This is a genomic window from Faecalibacterium prausnitzii, assembly GCF_019967995.1.
Lineage (GTDB): Bacteria > Bacillota > Clostridia > Oscillospirales > Ruminococcaceae > Faecalibacterium > Faecalibacterium prausnitzii_E.
This window is the reverse complement of sequence record NZ_CP065377.1, coordinates 1,663,683-1,682,381: the sequence shown is the minus strand read 5'-3', so window position 1 is coordinate 1,682,381 and position 18,699 is coordinate 1,663,683. Positions and strand designations below refer to the sequence as shown.

General features: G+C 60.1%; 14 protein-coding genes. 7 read left to right on the top strand and 7 right to left on the bottom strand.

Features of this window, described 5'->3' with window-relative positions:
- Positions 1-19: 19 nt before the first annotated feature.
- Both I5P96_RS08480 and I5P96_RS08475 read left to right on the top strand, forming a co-directional pair.
- The gene (locus I5P96_RS08480; protein WP_223381613.1) at positions 20-1,285 is read left to right on the top strand and encodes an aminotransferase class I/II-fold pyridoxal phosphate-dependent enzyme; all 1,266 of its coding nucleotides are present in this window, start codon (positions 20-22) and stop codon (positions 1,283-1,285) included.
- A gap of 72 nt (positions 1,286-1,357) precedes the next feature.
- Positions 1,358-2,674: an aminopeptidase C gene (locus I5P96_RS08475; protein WP_223381611.1), complete on the top strand. Its 1,317-nt coding sequence runs from the start codon at positions 1,358-1,360 to the stop codon at positions 2,672-2,674.
- A 54-nt stretch (positions 2,675-2,728) separates the two neighbouring features.
- Here I5P96_RS08475 and I5P96_RS08470 read toward each other — a convergent pair whose 3' ends face one another.
- Complete coding sequence (locus I5P96_RS08470; RefSeq protein ID WP_223381609.1) at positions 2,729-4,270, bottom strand: sensor histidine kinase; 1,542 nt, start codon at positions 4,268-4,270, stop codon at positions 2,729-2,731.
- 117 nt (positions 4,271-4,387) lie between these two features.
- Here I5P96_RS08470 and I5P96_RS08465 point away from each other — a divergent pair, with 117 nt between their 5' ends.
- Together I5P96_RS08465 and I5P96_RS08460 are read left to right on the top strand one after the other, a co-directional pair.
- Positions 4,388-5,089, top strand: a complete 702-nt coding sequence (locus I5P96_RS08465) for a response regulator transcription factor (protein WP_097792118.1) — start codon at positions 4,388-4,390, stop codon at positions 5,087-5,089.
- Between the two features lie 295 nt (positions 5,090-5,384).
- Entirely contained in the window at positions 5,385-7,415 is a 2,031-nt protein-coding gene (locus I5P96_RS08460) for an FAD-binding protein (RefSeq protein WP_097792119.1), read from the top strand.
- A 109-nt stretch (positions 7,416-7,524) separates the two neighbouring features.
- Here the strand turns inward: I5P96_RS08460 and I5P96_RS08455 are convergent, their stop codons facing one another.
- The 4 genes from I5P96_RS08455 to proC all read right to left on the bottom strand — a co-directional run bounded on the left by I5P96_RS08455 (position 7,525) and on the right by proC (position 11,185).
- Positions 7,525-7,965 carry a methylglyoxal synthase gene (locus tag I5P96_RS08455; RefSeq protein ID WP_097792120.1) on the bottom strand — a complete coding sequence of 147 codons (441 nt, stop codon included), beginning with the start codon at positions 7,963-7,965 and terminating at the stop codon, positions 7,525-7,527.
- Positions 7,966-8,331: 366 nt separating this feature from the next.
- Positions 8,332-9,594 carry a glutamate-5-semialdehyde dehydrogenase gene (locus tag I5P96_RS08450; protein ID WP_223381607.1) on the bottom strand — a complete coding sequence of 421 codons (1,263 nt, stop codon included), beginning with the start codon at positions 9,592-9,594 and terminating at the stop codon, positions 8,332-8,334.
- Between the two features lie 3 nt (positions 9,595-9,597).
- Complete coding sequence (gene proB, locus I5P96_RS08445) at positions 9,598-10,374, bottom strand: glutamate 5-kinase (protein ID WP_223381605.1); 777 nt, start codon at positions 10,372-10,374, stop codon at positions 9,598-9,600.
- A 4-nt stretch (positions 10,375-10,378) separates the two neighbouring features.
- A complete protein-coding gene (gene proC, locus I5P96_RS08440) occupies positions 10,379-11,185 on the bottom strand; it encodes a pyrroline-5-carboxylate reductase (RefSeq protein ID WP_223381603.1) in 807 nt (268 codons plus the stop codon).
- A 355-nt stretch (positions 11,186-11,540) separates the two neighbouring features.
- Here proC and I5P96_RS08435 point away from each other — a divergent pair, with 355 nt between their 5' ends.
- The 3 genes from I5P96_RS08435 to I5P96_RS08425 all read left to right on the top strand — a co-directional run bounded on the left by I5P96_RS08435 (position 11,541) and on the right by I5P96_RS08425 (position 15,535).
- Positions 11,541-12,122, top strand: a complete 582-nt coding sequence (locus tag I5P96_RS08435; RefSeq protein ID WP_223381601.1) for a TetR/AcrR family transcriptional regulator — start codon at positions 11,541-11,543, stop codon at positions 12,120-12,122.
- Between the two features lie 144 nt (positions 12,123-12,266).
- Positions 12,267-14,042: an oleate hydratase gene (locus tag I5P96_RS08430; RefSeq protein ID WP_223381599.1), complete on the top strand. Its 1,776-nt coding sequence runs from the start codon at positions 12,267-12,269 to the stop codon at positions 14,040-14,042.
- A gap of 68 nt (positions 14,043-14,110) precedes the next feature.
- Positions 14,111-15,535 carry a radical SAM protein gene (locus I5P96_RS08425; protein ID WP_223381597.1) on the top strand — a complete coding sequence of 475 codons (1,425 nt, stop codon included), beginning with the start codon at positions 14,111-14,113 and terminating at the stop codon, positions 15,533-15,535.
- A gap of 167 nt (positions 15,536-15,702) precedes the next feature.
- On the opposite strand, the gene I5P96_RS08420 is transcribed toward I5P96_RS08425, so the two are convergent.
- On the bottom strand, positions 15,703-16,914 hold the full coding sequence (locus I5P96_RS08420) for an AI-2E family transporter (RefSeq protein ID WP_223381595.1): 1,212 nt from the start codon (positions 16,912-16,914) through the stop codon (positions 15,703-15,705).
- Positions 16,915-16,967: 53 nt separating this feature from the next.
- Positions 16,968-18,314 (bottom strand): butyryl-CoA:acetate CoA-transferase, encoded by a 1,347-nt coding sequence (locus I5P96_RS08415; protein ID WP_223381593.1) that lies wholly within the window; start codon positions 18,312-18,314, stop codon positions 16,968-16,970.
- Between the last annotated feature and the right edge of the window lie 385 nt (positions 18,315-18,699).

Sequence of the window (18,699 nt, the reverse complement as noted above, 5' to 3'; positions counted from 1 at the left end):
CAAAGGATCGAATATGTCAATGTTAAGCCATTTTTTTGATTTCAAACCCGAAGCCCTGGCTCTGGATGAACAGGCCATGGAACTCTGCCAGCCCTATTTCCGGCACATGGAGGAGATCCGCGATTTCAACCAGCTCAAGATGCTGAAAGCCTTTGCGGACACCCAGATGTCCTCCACCGATATGCTGGGCACCACCGGTTACGGCCTGTGGGATACCGGCCGCGCCAAGCTGGAGCAGATCTTTGCGGAAGTGATGGGGGCCGAGGATGCCCTCGTCCGCAGCCAGTTCCAGAGCGGCACCCATACGCTGGCTGTGGCCCTGTTCGGCCTGCTGCGGGCAGGGGACACCCTGCTGGCTGCCACCGGCCGCCCCTACGATACGCTGGAAGGCGTCATCGGTCTGGACGGCAAGGGCAAGGGCACCGGCACTCTGATGGACTACGGCGTGAAGTACGACGAAGCCCCGCTGAAAGCGGATTTCACCCCGGATTATGACCTCATCGCCCAAAAGGCACCGGGGGCCAAGGTCTGCCACATCCAGCGCAGCCGGGGCTATCTGCAGCGGAATGCGTTCGATCTGGCCACCATCCGGAAGATCGCCGACACCGCCCGCGCCGCCAACCCGGAGATCATCGTCTTTGTGGACAACTGCTACGGCGAGTTCACCCAGACGGAAGAACCCTGCCAGGCCGGTGCCGACCTCGTGGTGGGCAGCCTCATCAAGAACCCCGGCGGCGGCATCGCCCCAACCGGCGGCTACATCGCAGGCCGCAAAGATCTTGTGGAACTCTGCGCCTACCGCCTGAACGCACCCGGTCTCGGCAAGGAGCTGGGCTGCACACTGGATACCCCCCGCGATCTGTATCTGGGCTTCTACTATGCGCCCGGCGTCGTGTGTGAGGCCATAAAGACGGCCATTTATGCGCAGTGCCTGCTGGAACTGGCGGGCAAGACGCCCATCCCGCGCTACTGCGAGGACCACAACGACATCGTGACCTGCTTCGACGCCGGTACGGCGGATGCCCTCATCGGCTTCTGCCGCGGTGTGCAGGCGGCCAGCCCGGTGGACAGCTATGCGGCCCCGGAACCTTCGCCGGAACCGGGCTATACCGATGAGGTCATCATGGCCAGCGGCAGCTTTACGCAGGGCAGCACCATCGAGCTTTCCTGCGACGGCCCGCTGCGGGAGCCCTACACCTGCTATCTGCAGGGCGGCCTGAACTTTGCAGCCAGCCGCGCCGGGGTGCTGCTGGCCGTGCAGAACGCTTACTTTGGAGAACGTTGACGTAACGATTCCGGCCTGCTTCGTTCCATGGGCGCAGCGGGCCGGGCGGTAAAAGAAGAAAGTGTGAAACCAATGAACAAGGTAACTCCCATTGACTCTGAAATGCTGGCACGTTTTGAGCAGGGCTATGCGGCCCGCCCGGAGCTGCAGGTGATGTCCAATGCCATCTCCCGCACGGCTCTGCCGGATGCCGCCTTTGTGCCCGCTGCCGCAGCCAAATTGCAGATGGATTTCTCCGTTCTGGTCCAGACCAGCAACATCACCAACCAGAAGCAGAGCGGCCGCTGCTGGATGTTCTCCACCCTGAACGTCCTGCGCGAGCGGGTCATCCGGCAGTGCAAACTGGAGGATTTCTCCATCTCGCCCACCTATCTGGCCTTCTACGACAAGCTGGAAAAGGCAAACCTCTTCTTTGAGAACATCCTTCACTTTGCCGCGCAGGAACTGGACGACCGCGAGACCTTCACCCTGCTGGGAAACCCGCTGCCCGATGGCGGCCAGTGGGATATGGCGGTCAGCCTCATCAAAAAGTACGGTGTCGTGCCCTCCTGGGTGATGCCGGAGACAGTGCACTCCACCGGCACGGCCAAGTACCTGCCCATCCTGAACCGCAAGCTGCGCGAGGATGCGCTGGAGCTTCGCGCCCTTGTCCGCGAAGGCAAGGACCCCTCGGCCCGCCGCGAGGAGATGCTGGCAGAGGTCTACAATGCCCTGCGCATCCTCTACGGCCAGCCGCCCAAGACCTTCGATTTCGAGTACACCGATACCGACAAGGTCTACCACTGCGACCGCGGCCTGACCCCGAAGCAGTTCCTCGACAAGTACGTCGGCAGCGACTTCGACGACTATGCCGTCATCATCGCGTCGCCCATCCACGCAGTCAACCGCACCTACTGCCAGCCGTTTATGGGGGATGTGGTCGAGGACGGCATGTTCTGGCTCAACCTCTCGCAGGAGGAGCTGGAAGACCTGACCATCCGCCAGCTGCAGGCCGGAGAGGGCGTCATGTTCAGCTGCGACTGCCACCCGGACGGCGACCGCGCCAACGGCTACTGGGACCCCGACTGCTTCCAGTACGGCGAGGTGCTGGGCGGGCTGACCTTTGGCATGACCAAGTCGGAGCGTCTGCTCACCCGCGACAGCACTATGAACCACTGCATGATGTTCTGCGGCGTCAATCTGGACGAGAACGGCACCGCCAACCGCTGGAAGATCGAGAACAGCTGGGGCGAGGAGGCCGGCCAGAAGGGCTACTACATCGGCAGCGAGAAGTGGTTCCAGGCCAACGTCTATCAGGTCACCGTCCGCAAGAGCCTGCTGAGCGATGCTCAGCGCGCCCTGCTGGCGCAGGAACCTCTGCCCATGAAGCTGTGGGACCCGCTGGCATAAACTGATCTTTAACCGCAAAAAATGCTCTGCCTTTTCCGGCAGAGCATTTTTTGTTCAATCTGCGAGCAGGGGCAGCTTTAACGTGAAGCAGCTGCCTTTGCCCACTTCGCTTTCCAGCAGGATCTCGCCATGATGTAAGCGGGCCAGCTCCTGCGCAATGGTCAGGCCGAGGCCGGTGGAGTCGTGCTTGGTGTTGGCCGTGGTGTGGAAGTAGCGGTCAAATACGGCGGCCTGGTCTTCCGGGGCAATGCCGCAGCCGGTGTCCTGCACACAGACGAGAGCAGAGCCCTCCGCCTCCCAGCTGTGGACGGTGATGGTGCCGCCCGAAGGAGTGTAGTGGATGGCATTGGTCACCAGATTCTGCAAGATCTGCTGCAGCCGCACCGCATCGCCCCAGACGGGCAGTTCGGCGTCGAATTGTGCGCAAAGGGCAACGCCCTTGTTCTCTGCTTCGCTCCGGCAGTTCTCGCAGACCGCCTGCGCGGCCTCGCTCAGGGAAACGCAGTCTTCGTTCAGCAGGACCTGTTTCTGTTCCAGCTTGGCCGCAAGGAAGAGATCTTCGGTCAGCCGCCGCAGAAAGCGCATCCGCTGCTGCAAAGCGGGCAGGAGGGCAGGCAGGGCCTCCGGGGCCGCTTCCAGCGTGTCCAGCCCGCTGGACACCGCGAACAGCGGACTGCGCAGGTCGTGGAAGATGTTCAGCATCATGCTCTTGCGGGCCTCGGTCTCCTCGGTCAGGGCGCGGGTGCGGTCGGCCACGCGCTGGTCCAGCTCCCGCGCCAGCTGCTCGGTGCGGTCGAATTGCAGCGCGAACCGGCGGCAGACGAAGGTCATGCAGCCCAAGGTGAAGGGGATATCGTAGATGCGGGCACACCGCATCACATAGAAGCGGATGCTCTCCGAGAAAAAGGGGAGCTCCAGCCCCGGCAGAATGACCAGCACCCGCAGGCCGACCGTTGCCGCACAGGGGAAGAGAAGGAGCAGCACCGCGCGGTCTCCCCGGCAGTAGGCCGCGATGAGCAGCCCGATGCAGTAGGCCATGCCGCCCAGCAGCCCGATGGCCCGCACCGGCGGGCAGGTGCTGAGGGAGAGCAGAACATACCCGGCCGTCAGTGCCAGCGAGAGGGACTTCTGCTGTCTGGTCCTGGGGGCCATGCCGGTCAGCGCCGCACTGAGCCAGATGGGGGCCAGCACCGTGAGGGAAAAATACCCCCGCCGCAGAAACAGCACCATACCGCTGCCCCGCTCCGGCAAGCGGATGACCGTAGCCGCCCAGGCGATGAGGATGACGAGATAGAGCAGGAAATATCCAAGCTCCCGCTGCGGCTTGTAGTGGTGCAGTGCCAGCACGGTCGCCGCCAGTGTGCAGAAGACCGTGATGGCCATCCACTGCAAGGTCGTGCGGATGATGCGCGCATCGGAGCCTTCGTCCGGGAATGCCCCGGCCCATTCCTGAAACAGGACTTCGAAATCCTGTCCGCTGGCGGCGGTGCCTGGTTCCAGCGGCGGAAGCTGGGCGTTGTACCAGATACCGGCCAGCGCGATGCCCAGCGCCAGCACCACCGCGCTCAGTGCAGTGAGAAGATGTTTGGTTTTCATAGTTGACCTCCCCCGAACGAACGGAACTTCCGGAAAAACAGTTGAGAAAGCCCGTAAAATAAGGTATACTAGCTCTAGTATAGCAAAGTTTTGCGAAAAAGGGGAGAGCAAACAGGGATGATCCGTGTGCTTCTGGTGGAGGACGATCCTGTGATCCGGGACACGACCCGTTACTTTTTGAACAGCCAGCAGAATTATGAAGTGGTCTGTGCGGAGACCGGCGGCGAGGCGCTGAGCCATGCCCGCGAGAACTTCGATGTCATCCTGATGGATATCCTTCTGCCGGACACCAACGGCATGGACCTGTGCCAGCGGCTGCGGAGCTGGCATCACTGCCCCATCATCTTTACGTCCTGTCTGGACGATACCGACACGGTGGTCCGGGCGCTGGAGCTGGGCGGCGACGACTTTCTGGCCAAGCCTTACAACCACAAGGTGCTGTTGGCCCGCATCATGGCGAACATCCGCCGGGTGCAGATGGACGCCGCCGAGCCCAGCGTCAACGGCTACCACTGCGCGGCCTTTACGCTGGACTCCAACAGCCACTGCGTCGAGAAGGACGGTCGGAGCATCCATCTGGCCGACATGGAGTTCCGTATCCTCTCCCTTTTCGTCCGCTACCCCAACACGTTCTTCACGGCCAACGAGCTGTATCAGAAGATCTGGGGCAAGGAAAGCCTTGGCGACGTGCGCACGGTGCAGGTGCACATCCACAATCTGCGCAGCAAGATCGAGCCGGACCCGGCAAAGCCCATCTACCTGAAAAATGTCTGGGGGAAGGGGTATGTGTTCCGGCCGGATGGCCAGCCGGAGCTTTGACTCGCGCCCAAACCTGAAGGATCGTTAAGCGGAATGCGCCCATTGTTTAAGGAAACTTAAGCGGAGGGCGCATTTTTTTGCCTGAATTTGACCGTTATTTGACAAACGAAGTGCAAAATCGACGTTCCAAAGCAGAGAAACGGCGGAGATGCTTAACAAATCTTAAAAGACAGGGGCGAAACTTTGTGTTAAATTATTATCGAACGAAGTCTGCGCAGGCACACACTGCACAGACCGAAGAAGCATTGGAAGGCAAATGAAGAACACACGAAGAAAAGAAGAAAGGAACCCTGCAATGAACAAGATCTCGCGCAAAGGCTTTTTGAAGATCGCTGCCGCTGCTGCCATGTCCGGCGTCACGGCCGGTGCTCTGGCTGCCTGCAACTCTGCAAGCTCCTCCTCCACCGCCGCTTCTGCCGCATCCGGCACCTACATCCCCGGCACCTATGAGGGCACGGCAGAGGGCATCTCCTCGACCGTCAAGGTCACCATGACCTTCTCCGACAGCGCTGTCACCAACGTGGTCGTCGATACCTCCGGCGAGACCGCTTCCTATGGTGCCGCCGCAGCCGACCAGCTCAAGGAGCAGCTGCTTGCTGCCGGTTCTGCCGAGATCGACGGCGTGTCCGGTTCTACCGTGACCTCCGATGCCGTCATGAAGGCAGCCAAGAGCTGCTTTGCACAGGCCAAGGGCGAAGCCACCGTGTCCAGCGTTCAGCTGCCTACCGGCGACGAGACCGACTGGCTGGGCAAGGAGCCGGACATCGACGAGGCTGCCATCACCGAGACCGTGGACACCGACATCCTCATCGTCGGTGCCGGCAACGGCGGCATGTTTGCTGCTGCTTATGCAGCCGCCAACGGCCTGAACTTCCGCATCATCGAGCAGAATGCGGCCGTGCAGGATACCCGCCACTGGTACGGTGCCATTGATTCCGCTGCCGCCAAGGCTGCCGGTGCCCCTGCGACCGACAAGGCCAAGCTGCTGAGCGAGATCTCCCGCTATGCTTCCGGCAAGTGCGACCAGCGGGTCGTCAGGACCTGGATCAATGAGTCTGCTGCAATGCACGATTTTATGCGCAGCATTCTGGAAGACAAGTTCGGCTGGGAATGCGAGTTCACCTCCGGCGATGAGGCGGAATGGCCTGCCGAGAACGCCGAGCACAACACCGATTACCTCTACCCGGTGCAGGAGCACAACTACCGTGCCAGCGAGTCCGCTTCCGGCCTGCAGCGCAACGAGGCCCTGCAGCAGTACATCGAGGAGCTGGGCTACGGCATCGACTTCAAGACCAGCCTCGCCAAAATTGAAAAGGATTCCTCCGGCCGCATCACCGGCATCATCGCCCAGAGCACCGAGGACGACCATTTCATCCGCTACAACGCCAATCAGGGCGTTCTGCTGGCCTGCGGCGGCTTCCCCGGCAACCCCTACATGATGGAGCAGCTCGACCCGCTGGGCACCTCCGTCACCACCGCCTGCTCCTACTCTCCGTCCGATAAGGGCTACGGCATCCGTGCCGCCGTCTGGGCCGGTGCAAATCTGGACAAGGAAGCTGCCCCCATGCTGTTCGACCGCGGCATCGTGGCTCCCGGCGTGGATGGAGGCTACGTTGACAGTGAGAATGCGTTTGGCGGCAAGGCGTTCCCCGGCAAGATCAAGCAGTACAACCCCGGCACGCAGCCGTTCCTGAAGGTCAACCGCAACGGTGAGCGCTTCGCCAACGAAAGCTGCCCCTACAACGACATCGTCTATGCCGCTGCCCACCAGCCGGGCCGTGTGTATGCCCAGATCTGCGACGCCAACATTCTGGAAGACGTCAAGCGCTTCCACACCATCGGCTGCTCCGCACAGACCCGCAACGCAGGCGAGGACTATATCAAGAAGCAGATGGAGAATGCAGAAACGGAAGGCTGCTTCTTCAAGGCCGACACCATCGAGGAGCTGGCCGACAAGCTGGGCTTCACCGGCGACGCCAAGGAGACCTTCCTCGCTACCGTCGAGCGCTACAATGCGCTGTACGATGCCCAGGAGGATACCGATTTCGGCAAGCCCGCATACCGCCTGAGCGCGATCCGCAAGGCTCCGTTCTATGGCTGCTGGCTGGGTGCCTCTCTGCTGACCACCGAGCAGGGCATTGCCATCAACGAGAAGGGGCAGGCTCTGGACAACGACAATAAGCCCATGCCCGGCCTGTACATCACCGGCGATATGTCCGGCAGCTTCTTTGCCAACAACTACCCCTGCCTGATGGCAGGCGTGGCCATGGGCCGCACCCTGACCTTCGCCATGAAGGCCGTCAAGCAGATGGCCGGTCTGGAGTAAGGCGGATTTCCCCGGAAATCAAATTCAAAAAAGCAGCGCCGCAGAAGGTTCGAAGCCCTCTGCGGCGCTGTTTTTTCCCTCTATACACAAATCAAAAAGCCGGTCTGCCTCAGCACACGGCGCGGGAAACCGGAACGACCGGCTCCACAAGAGCGGGGTGCATCCCCTCGCGGTAGTCCAGGTCGCCCTGATCCAGACCGCGCAGCAATACTTCGGCGGTTGCAATGTTGGTGGCGATGGGTACACTGTGCATGTCACACAGGCGGAGCAGGTTCTGCTCGATGAAGTTACCGCTGTCCGTCTTGAGCGGGTCGCGGAAGAACAGCACCAGATCGACTTCGTCGCAGGCGACGCGCGCCGTGATCTGCTGGATGCCGCCCAGCCGCCCGGAGAGGTAGCAATGGACTGGCAGGCCGGTGGCCTGGTTCAGCATACGACCGGTGGTGCCGGTGGCGATGACCGTGTTGCGGGAAAGAATGCCGCTGTACGCGGTGCAGAACTGAAGCGCGAGTTCTTTGCGGGAATCATGTGCGAGGATCGCGATGGTCATAATTCACACTCTCCTTTGTCTCAATGTCTGGTTGCGGACGAACACTTTTTTGGATTGGATTCACCGAGCGTACAATTTCAAATTTGAAACATTCAACCCACAGCATTTGTTCCAAACTTTCCATTCTAGTTGTACCGCGCCAAAATGGGCTTTGTCAAGAGAAAAATCGTCTTTTCTACGATTTTCTACCCGAAAGTACGACTTTTGTTTTGTGGAGAACGGCAAAAACTTGGATGCAACCATCGACAAAGACGAAAGACACATTCGAACCATCGAACGAAACTGTTTTTGATAAAAAAACAGTCCATGGGAGAAAACAAATGTACAAATGGCATCGCGAAGCGATGACTGAGAGGTTTATTTCCCTCACCGCACCTGCCCATCTCCATGGATGATGTACTTATAGCTGCACAGCTCCTGCAGCCCCATCGGGCCGCGGGCGTGGAGCTTCTGGGTGGAGATGCCCATCTCACAGCCCAGGCCGAACTCGCCGCCGTCGGTGAAGCGGGTGGAGCAGTTGACATAGACCGCTGCACTGTCCACGGCTGCTGTGAAGAGGGTGGCATGGGCCTCGTTCCGGGTCAGGATGGCCTCGCTGTGGCCGGTGGAGTGCTCGGCAATGTGGCCGATGGCTTCTTCCACGCTGTCCACGACCTTGACGGCTAGAATGTAGTCGAGAAATTCGGTGTCGAAATCCTTCGGCCCGGCGGGGGTGCCGTCAATGACAGCTGCCGCCCGCTCGTCCAGCCGCAGTTCGACCGGGTGCAGGCCCCGTGCCACGCGGGCCGGGCCAAGACGTCGGGCCAGCTTGGGCAGAAACTCCGCCGCAATGGCGGAATGCACAAGGCAGACTTCCTCGGCGTTGCAGACACTGGGGCGGCTGGCCTTGGCGTTTTCGATGATGTCCAGCGCCTGAGCCTGGTCGGCGGAGTCATCGACGAAGACGTGGCAGATGCCGGTGCCGGTCTGGATGCAGGGAACCTTGGCATTCTCCACACAGGCCCGGATGAGCCCGGCCCCGCCGCGCGGAATGAGCAGGTCCACAAAACCAACGGCCGTCATCAGTGCGTTGGCGGAGGCGTGGGTGGTGTCCTCGATGAGGGAGACGGCGGCTTCCGGCAGACCATTTTCCATCAGGCCGCGGCGCAGGGCCTCCACGATGGCGTGGGCCGAACGCCAGGCCTCCCGGCCGCAGCGCAGGACGCAGACGTTGCCGCTCTTGATGGCGAGGGCGGCGGCGTCGCTGGTCACATTGGGGCGGCTCTCGTAGATGATGGCGATGACGCCCATGGGCACGGCGGTTTTTTCGATGACCAGACCGTTGGGCCGCTCGATGCGCTTGAGCACAGCGCCCACCGGGTCGGGCAGGCTGGCCACTTCCAGAATGCCCCGCGCCATGGCACCGATGCGCTCCGGCGTCAGGGCCAGACGGTCGAGCATCACGTCGGAGATGTGCCCTCTGGCGGCGGCCATGTCCTCGGCGTTGGCGGCCAGAATGGCCTGCATCTGGTCGGGGTGGCACAGCCAGTCTGCCATGGCCCAGAGCGCCTGTTTGCGGGTCTGTTCGTCCGCCAGCGCCAGTGCAGACTTCGCGGCGCGTGCAGCTTCCAGAATTTCCTGTGTCGTCATGGTTCAGCCCTCCTTCCGGCCTGCAAAGCGGGTGCCCACCGGTCTGCCCTCGGCAATGTCGTACAGCAGCTCCGGGTGGGAGCCGTTGGCGATGACCATGTCTGCGCCAAGTTCTGTCACCAGCTGGGCGGCGCGGAGCTTGGTGGACATGCCGCCGGTCCCCAGCGACGAACCGACTCCGTCGGCCAGCGCCAGGATCTCCGGCGTGATGCGCTCCACCAGCGGGAGCAGCCTTGCCTCCGGGTGGGTGTGGGGGTTGGCGGTGTACAGGCCGTCGATGTCGCTCAGCAGCACCAGCAGGTCGGCGTGGATGCAGCGGCAGACGATGGCGGCCAGAGTGTCGTTGTCGCCGATGGAGGTGATCTCATCGGTGGCTACGGTGTCGTTTTCGTTGATGATGGGCAGTGCACCCAGCTCCAGCAGGCGGTTCAGGGTGTTTTCCACGTTCTGCCGCCGACCGGTATCCTCAACGTCCACACCGGTCAGCAGCACCTGGGCCACGTTGTGGTTGTAAGCTGTGAACAGCCGATCGTAGGTGTACATCAGCTCGCACTGGCCCACGGCGGCGCAGGCCTGCTTGGTGGCCATATCTTTGGGGCGCTGGGGGAGCGAGAGCTTGCCCACGCCCATGCCGATGGCACCGGAGGAGACGAGGATGACCTCGTGCCCGGCGTTCTTCAGGTCGCTGAGTACCTTGACCAGATCTTCGGTGTGGCGGATGTTCAGCCGCCCGGTGGAGTGCGCCAGCGTGGAAGTGCCGACTTTGACGACGATTCGCATATCCTTAACCCTTTCCCATCTCTTTTGTCCGATCGTAAGCGGCGAGGACGGCGTCCATCACGGCACCACGGAACCCCTGCTCTTCCAATACACGGACGCCCTGAATGGTGCTGCCGCCGGGGCTGCACACAGCATCCTTCAGCGCGCCGGGGTGCTTGCCGCTCTCCAGAACGAGCTTGGCACTGCCCAGCACCATCTGGGCGGCATATTCCTGCGCCTTGGCGCGGGGCAGGCCGCAGGCCACGCCGCCGTCGGCCAGTGCTTCGATGAACTGGTACACCCAGGCCGGGCCGCAGCCGGAAATGCAGCTGGCCGCGTCGATCAGGGTTTCCGGCACCGGGTCGAGCCGCCCGGCGGGGGCCATCAGCTTGCAGAATTCGGCCTCTTCTTCGGCGGTGACATGGCTGGAACAATACTGGATCATCCCTTCGCCCACGGAAGCCGGGGTGTTGGGCATGATGCGGATGACGGGGTAGTCCTCACCGGCCAGTTCCTGAATGCGGGAAATGGGCAGGCCCGCCGCCATGCTGCACAGGACGAACCGGCCCGGCCGCTCGGCCAGCGTGAACTTCAGCGGGGTCAGCAGAGCCTCCATCATCTGCGGCTTGACCGCGAGGAAGATGAGGTCGCACCGGCCTGCCACCTCGTCGTTGATCGTGGTATTGCAGCCCAGTTCGGCGGCCAGCTTCTCCGCCTTGGCAGCGGTGCGGTTGGCCAGATACACGTTCTGTGGGTCTGCTGCTTTGCACACCGCGCGGGCAATGGCCCCGCCCATGTTGCCGCAGCCTAAAAATCCAATGGTCTTGAGCATAACAAAAACCTTCCTTCTTAAATTCCACCCGGCCTGCCCCCGCAGTGGGGCAGGGGAGATGCTGTTTCATCTCCGCCTCCATTGTAAGCAGACGGGGGCTGAAAATCAAGAGGGGAAGGGCCTGCTGAAAAAAGAATGTTTCAGAAAATGGGGCGTAAGGGACGCACAAACGGTGCAGAATTTCGCAATACGGAGCCGCGGCAACAGAAAGTTTAACCTGAATTTGGAATTTTTGCTTGCAAATCGTCCTCGGAAAGAGGTATATTATAAAAGGAAGTGTTCTTACTTCTCCGGCTGGGAGGCCGGCCACCACAAACAGCAGTGCGCGCGGCGTTGCTGGGAAAGGATGGAGCTTGTGTCACAGACGACAAAGAGGGCTCTGGAAGCATCGCTGAAAAAGCTGCTGCTCCAGAAACCCCTGCATAAGATCACGATCAACGATATCACGGAGGATTGCGGGGTCAACCGCATGACGTTCTACTACCACTTCAAGGATATCTACGACCTGGTGGACTGGATCATGGTCGAAGACGCCGCAAAGGCGCTGGAAAACAAGCCCACGTTCGATACCTGGACGGAGGCGTTTCTGGACCTCCTGCACCAGGTGCAGGAGAACAAGGTGCTGGTGATGAACGTCTACCGCTCGATCAGCCGGGAGCAGGTGGAACAGTACTTATATAAGCTGCTGGACCCCATGCTGCGGGAATTCATGGAACGCGGGATGCAGGGAATCACCGTGCAGGATGACGATGTACAGTTCATCGTGGATTTCTACAAGTATGCGCTGGTGGGCATGGCGCTGGAATGGATCCGCAAGGATATGAAGGAGGACCCCGTCCGGATGACGGAACGGCTGAATATCCTGATCCGTGGCGATTTCCAGCGTGCGCTGAACCGGTTCCGCACCGACCGCAGCCCCTCGGAACTGGATGACTGATGAAAATTTAGACAGAAGAAGCATTGTGATGGGTTTTCCATCACGGTGCTTTTTCTGTTTATGGAACCTTTTTTGACAACATGGTACAGTACCATCAGCGCAAACTATAAGACGAAAGAAACCACAACAAACGGAGGGAATAACATGTATTATTCCAGTGGTAACTATGAAGCATTTGCGCGGCCGCGGAAACCAAAGGACGTAGACCGCAAGTCGGCCTACCTCGTCGGCACCGGGCTGGCTGCCCTCACAGCGGCCTGCTATCTGGTGCGGGATGGCCAGATGAAGGGCGAACATGTCCACCTCTTTGAAAAAGGGGCCATCCCCGGCGGCGCATGCGATGGTTATCAATACCCCGGCATCGGCTGCGTGATGCGGGGCGGGCGCGAGATGGATGATCATTTCGAGGTCATGTGGGACCTGTTCCGCTCCATTCCGTCGATCGAGACCGAGGGCGTCAGTGTGCTGGATGAGTACTACTGGCTGAACAAAAAAGACCCGAACGTCTCACTCTGCCGTGCGACCGAACAACAGGGCCGGGATGCCCACACCGACGGCCGGTTCGGCCTGTCGGACAAGGGCTGCATGGAGATCCTGAAGCTCTTCTTCACCCCGGACGAGCAGCTGTACGACAAGCGGATCACCGACGTGTTCGACGCAGAAGTCCTCGGTTCGAATTTCTGGCTCTATTGGCGGACGATGTTCGCCTTTGAGAACTGGCACAGCGCATTGGAGATGAAGCTCTACCTCAAGCGCTACGTCCACCATGTGGGTGGACTGCCGGATCTCCGGGCGCTCCGGTTCACGAAGTACAACCAGTATGAGTCGATGATCCTGCCCATGATCCGCTATCTGGAGAGTTACGGGGTCCGGTTCCACTACAACACGAAGGTGACGAATATCGAGTTCGACTGTGCGGACGGCAAAAAGCAGGCCCGCACCATCTGCCTTCTGGTGGACGACCACGAGGAGAGGGTGGACCTGACCGAAAACGATCTGGTCTTCATCACCAACGGCGGCTGCGTCGAGAACAGCTCCATCGGTGCGCAGGACCAGCCCGCTGCGCTGGATACGGTGCTCCACCCCGGCAATGGCTGGGATCTGTGGAAGAAGATCGCCGCGCAGGACCCCGCCTTCGGCCACCCGGAGAAATTCTGCTCTGACCCGGAGCAGACCAACTGGATGAGCGCCACCGTGACCACGCTGGACGAGCGGATCGTGCCCTACATCCAGAACATCTGCAAGCGGGATCCCTTCAGCGGCGGGGTCGTCACCGGCGGCATCGTGACCGTCCGGGACTCCAGCTGGCTGCTGAGCTGGACCTTCAACCGCCAGCCGCAGTTCCGGAATCAGCCCAAAGGCCAGCTCGTGGGCTGGCTCTACGGCCTGTTCAGCGACACGCCCGGCAACTACGTGAAGAAGCCCATGCGGGACTGCACCGGCAAGGAGATCTGCATGGAGTGGCTGTATCACCTCGGTGTGCCGGAACCGGAGATCGAAGATCTGGCCGAGCACAGCGCCAACACGGTGCCCGTCATGATGCCGTACATCACGGCCTTCTTCATGCCCCGCGCAGCAGGCGACCGGCCCGCTGTGGTGCCGGAGGGCGCGGTGAACTTCGCGTTTCTGGGGCAGTTCGCAGAGACCCCGCGTGACACCATCTTCACCACCGAATACTCCATGCGCACCGGCATGGAGGCGGTGTATACCCTGCTGGACATCGACCGGGGCGTACCGGAGGTCTGGGGCAGCACCTACGACGTCCGCGACCTGCTGAACGCAGCCGTGCAGCTGCGGGATGGACGCCCGCTGAGCGACCTCAAGATGCGATGGATCGAGAGGTTCGCGCTCGGCAAAGTCATCGACAGGGTGCAGGAGACCGACCTCGGCCGCCTGCTGCAAGAATATAAGATCATCTGAACGCCGGGTCCTGATCCCGGCGGGGGAGGATGCTCCCCACATCAGACAACGCATGGGAGGAAATTGGAATGAATACCACATTTGATTCTCTGACTCATAAGATGCAGCGCGCCGCACTGGGCAAGACGGCGGATGTCGTGCTGTCCCACGTCAACAAGGACCGCGAAAAGGCCGTGACCCAGCTGGTGGATGTCGCCAAGACCTTCTATGGCGATTCCTTCAGCGAGGAAACGTATGCTCATGCCCGCCAGACTCTCTCGAACCCGGACAGCAAGTGGTCCAGGCTCATCAACTGTATGCTGGACCAGCTGGACCCCAATGTGGCCCGCACCACAGCTCTGAACCTGGGCTATGAGGCCTTCTTCCGTGGCACCAAGACCATCCGCGAGAACCGCGTCAAGTACCAGTGCAACATCCCCTGGCTGATCCTGTTCGACCCCACCTCCGCCTGCAACATGCACTGCGTGGGCTGCTGGGCCGGCGAGTACGGCCACAAGAACAACCTGAGCTTTGACGATATGGACAAGATCGTCTCTCAGGGCAAGGAGCTGGGCGTGTACCTCTACATGCTCACCGGGGGCGAGCCGCTGGTCCGCAAGGCCGACATCCTGAAGCTGGCCGAAAAGCACAACGATGTGCAGTTTGCCATCTACACCAACTCCACCCTGATCGACGACGCCTTCTGCAAGGAGGTCGTCCGCCTGGGCAACATCGCCTTCATGCTGTCCATCGAGGGCACCCCGGAGACCAACGATGCCCGCCGCGGCAGCGGCCACTACGCTGCCGTCATGCACGCCATGAACCTGCTCAAGCAGTACGGCATCCTGTTCGGTACCTCCATCTGCTACACCAGCGCCAACATCGAGGCCGTCACCAGCGATGACTTCATGCGCTTCCTGTGCGACAAGGGTGCGCACTTCGGCTTCTATTTCCACTACATGCCCGTCGGCAACGAGGCAGCCCCCGAACTGATGCCCACCCCGGAGCAGCGCAAGTACATGATCGACCGCATCCGCTATCTGCGCAGCGAGGCTTGCGACATCCCGTTCTACCCGATGGACTTCCAGAATGACGGCGAGTTCGTCGGAGGCTGCATTGCGGGCGGCCGCAACTACTTCCACATCAACTCGGCCGGTGATGCGGAACCCTGCGTCTTCATCCACTATTCCAATGCCAACATCCACGACAGCAGCATTCTGGAGATTCTTCAGAGCCCGCTGTTCATGGCATACCACAACGGCCAGCCCTTCAACAAGAACCATCTGCGTCCCTGCCCCATGCTGGAGAACCCCGAACTGCTGCGGAAGATGGTCCACGAGACCGGTGCCCACAGCACCGACCTCCAGAGCCCGGAGACGGTGGACCACCTGTGCGATAAGTGCAAGGCCTACGCTGACAACTGGCAGCCCATGGCCGACGAGATCTGGTCTCACACCAAGATCCGCGAGAGCCGCTATGAGAATTATAAGGACTGGAAGCCCGGCCAGCAGTAAGCACACAGAAGCGCTGGGTCTGCATCGAGTGCAGCCGTCCTGAACCAAAACCTCCCGCTTTCCGGAGCGCTGCAACAGCGCCGGGAAGCGGGAGGTTTTTTGCGCGATAAAATGGCCCCATCTCCCGCAGGAGACAGGGCCGGGACATTCGATATAGATGACGGAACTTATTCGTCGTCGGGGTCGCCGAAGTTGTCGTGGTAGGTCGTGACCAGTTCCATCTCCTCATTGCGGCGCAGGCCGTGGAAGACGAATTTCTTGAGCACATCGTAGATGACCGCGAAGAGCGGCACACCGATGATCATGCCCACAAAACCCCACAGGCCGCCGAACAGCAGGATGGCGAACAGCACCCAGAAGCTGGAAAGGCCGGTGGTGTTGCCCAGGATCTTCGGCCCGATGATGTTGCCGTCCACCTGCTGCAAAACCAGAACGAACAGGACGAACCAGAGCGCCTTGATGGGGTTCTGGATGAGGATGAGCAAGGTGGCCGGGATGGCACCGATGAAAGGCCCGAAGAAGGGGATGACGTTGGTCACACCGATGATGACCGAGACCAGCAGCGCACTGGGAAACTTGAAGATGAGGCAGGCGATGTAGCACAGCACCCCGATGATGGCGGAATCCAAAATCTTACCGTTGATGAAGCCGCCGAACATCCGGTCAGCGTAACGGATCTCCTCCATGATGAGGTTGGCCCAACGGGGCTTGACCAGACTATAAAGGATGAGCTTGCCCTGCTGCCCGAATTTCTTCCGGCTGGCCAGCAGATACACCGAAACGATGAGGCCGATGACGATGTTCTTCAGGAAGGTCACGAAGCTCATCACGCCCAGCGCTGCACCGCTCAGGAGGCTCTGCATGGAGGGGACCAGCTTCGTCCGGACGAGGTTGTCCAGCGTGTCCTGCAGGTTGTCATAGGACGTCTCGATGAAATCCAGCAGCTTCTGGTTGCTGGCGATGATCTCCTGATGGGAAGCCCAGTCCACGAAGTCGTTCAGGTTGTTCCGCGCCGTGTAGTACAGCGTCGTCACGCTGGTGATGAGCTGCGGCACGATCATCATGATCAGCGCATACACCACCAGGATGCCGAACAGCAGCGAGATGGTGACCGCCAGCATGTTGGCCGCAGTTCCCATCTTTTCGGGCAAAAGGCGGCGGAGAAAATTCTCCACGCAGTTGCACACCGGCTTGAGCAGATAGGCGATGACCGCGCCGTAGATGAACGGCATCAGGATTCCCGTCAGCTTCGAGATCGCATCCCCGAAGCCCTGAAAGCGGTAGATCAGGAAGAAGAACAGGATGCTCAATGATATGGCACCGAATCCCGCGAGCATCCCATACAGGTAAGGTTTGATGTGTGGCTTTTTGTCCATCATGTTTCCGTAGACTCCATTCCTGCCGCGGGCAGCAGGAACGCCCGCAGCATTGTTTAGCGCTTGTTGCTCCTGCGCCAGATGTGCAGTTTTTCAGCTTCGGCGATCAGTTCATCCCGGAAATCGGGGTGTGCAACACTGATCAAGGCTTCGGCCTTTTCCCAGCTGGTCAGGCCCTTCAGGTTCACACAGCCGTACTCGGTGCACAGATAGTGGATATTGGCACGGGTATCGGTGATGATGCTGCCGGTCTCCAGCGTGGGGCGGATGCGGCTCTCGACTTTGCCGGTCTTCTTATTCATAAAGGTAGAGGACAGGCAGATGAAGCTCTTGCCGCCGTTGGAAAGGTATGCGCCCAGAACGAAGTCCAGCTGACCGCCTGCACCGGAGATGTGCTTGACACCGGCACTCTCGGCGTTGACCTGACCGAACAGGTCGATATCGACAGCATTGTTGATGGAGATGAAGTTGTCGATGGCCGAAATGCTGCGGATGTCGTTGGTGTACTCCACGGGGGCTGCCATGCACTCCGGGTTGTTGTCGAGGTAATCGTACATCTTCTGGGTGCCGGCACCGAAGGCGTAGACCTGACGGCCCTTGTCCAGATTCTTGTGGCGGCCGGTGATCTTGCCGGCTTTGGCGATGTCCACAAAGGCATCGACGTACATTTCAGTATGGACGCCCAGATCCTTCAGGTCGCTCTGCGCGATCAGGTTGCCGATGGCGTTGGGCATTCCGCCGATGCCCAGCTGCAGGCAGGCACCGTTCGGGATCTGCGGGACGATGAGGTTCGCCACGGCGAGGTCCACCTCAGTGGCCGCACCGGGGGCAGCCATCTGACCCATCGGCGGGTTGGTGCCCTCCACGACACCGGCCACCTGGGAGATGTGCACCCAGTTCTCGGTGCCACCCAGGCAGCGGGGCATGTTGGTGTTGACCTCGACGATGATCTTTTTGGCCTTTTCGCAGACGGCACCCAGATGAGAAGCACAGGGGCCGAAATTGAAGTAGCCATGCTCGTCCATGGGCGTGACCTGGAACACTGCCACATCCACGGGGTCCTTGCTGTCGCGGTAGTAACGGGGCAGCTCCGAATAACGGATGGGGGAGTAGAAGGAGAAGCCCTGCGCAATGGCCTTGCGCTCAATGCCGCCCATGTGCCAGCTGTTCCAGGTCATGTGGGCAGCCGGGTCGTCGATCTGGAAGATCTCCGGCACCCACATCAGGATGCCGCCGCGGAAATTGACGTTCTCCAGCTCCGGCAGACGCTTTGCAATGGCAGCATCGACTGCCACCGGGGTGTTCACAGCCCAGCCGTAGTCCACCCAATCGCCGCTCTTGACCAAAGCAGCGGCCTGATCGGCAGTCATCTTTTTCTGCGCATACAGTTCCGTATAATCCATTATAAACCATCCTCTCCTATAATAACATAAAGGAATTGTAAATTCTTACAACCCGATAACTTAGTTATAACATTAACAAAGGAAGGAATCAATACTTTCGGAGCAAATCGGGGCAAAAAAGTGGCTGGATGGCAATATGACTAAAATTCTTAGCGATTCAACTGGATTCTTTGGTCTGATAGAAACAAAATTTTTTGAAAAAAGACTTGATAAAATTTTGACGATGTGGTTTACTTATAGCGTAGCAGGGCGGTGTGGAGCAGTGCGTCATGAATCGTTAAAAAAATAGCGATGAGACGCGGCGCCGCAAACAACGTCTTGCAACCCGAACTGGAAAGTGCTATCATGGCAGGACCGAGCGCGCTTTTCATACCAGCGCGCATCA

What these genes read in the sequence shown, in the direction of transcription:
- I5P96_RS08480 (WP_223381613.1), top strand. Translation starts at nt 20, where the DNA reads ATGTTAAGCCATTTTTTTGATTTCAAACCCGAAGCCCTGGCTCTGGAT.
- I5P96_RS08475 (WP_223381611.1), top strand. Translation starts at nt 1,358, where the DNA reads ATGAACAAGGTAACTCCCATTGACTCTGAAATGCTGGCACGTTTTGAG.
- I5P96_RS08470 (WP_223381609.1), bottom strand. Translation starts at nt 4,270, where the DNA reads ATGAAAACCAAACATCTTCTCACTGCACTGAGCGCGGTGGTGCTGGCG.
- I5P96_RS08465 (WP_097792118.1), top strand. Translation starts at nt 4,388, where the DNA reads ATGATCCGTGTGCTTCTGGTGGAGGACGATCCTGTGATCCGGGACACG.
- I5P96_RS08460 (WP_097792119.1), top strand. Translation starts at nt 5,385, where the DNA reads ATGAACAAGATCTCGCGCAAAGGCTTTTTGAAGATCGCTGCCGCTGCT.
- I5P96_RS08455 (WP_097792120.1), bottom strand. Translation starts at nt 7,965, where the DNA reads ATGACCATCGCGATCCTCGCACATGATTCCCGCAAAGAACTCGCGCTT.
- I5P96_RS08450 (WP_223381607.1), bottom strand. Translation starts at nt 9,594, where the DNA reads ATGACGACACAGGAAATTCTGGAAGCTGCACGCGCCGCGAAGTCTGCA.
- proB (WP_223381605.1), bottom strand. Translation starts at nt 10,374, where the DNA reads ATGCGAATCGTCGTCAAAGTCGGCACTTCCACGCTGGCGCACTCCACC.
- proC (WP_223381603.1), bottom strand. Translation starts at nt 11,185, where the DNA reads ATGCTCAAGACCATTGGATTTTTAGGCTGCGGCAACATGGGCGGGGCC.
- I5P96_RS08430 (WP_223381599.1), top strand. Translation starts at nt 12,267, where the DNA reads ATGTATTATTCCAGTGGTAACTATGAAGCATTTGCGCGGCCGCGGAAA.
- I5P96_RS08425 (WP_223381597.1), top strand. Translation starts at nt 14,111, where the DNA reads ATGAATACCACATTTGATTCTCTGACTCATAAGATGCAGCGCGCCGCA.
- I5P96_RS08420 (WP_223381595.1), bottom strand. Translation starts at nt 16,914, where the DNA reads ATGATGGACAAAAAGCCACACATCAAACCTTACCTGTATGGGATGCTC.
- I5P96_RS08415 (WP_223381593.1), bottom strand. Translation starts at nt 18,314, where the DNA reads ATGGATTATACGGAACTGTATGCGCAGAAAAAGATGACTGCCGATCAG.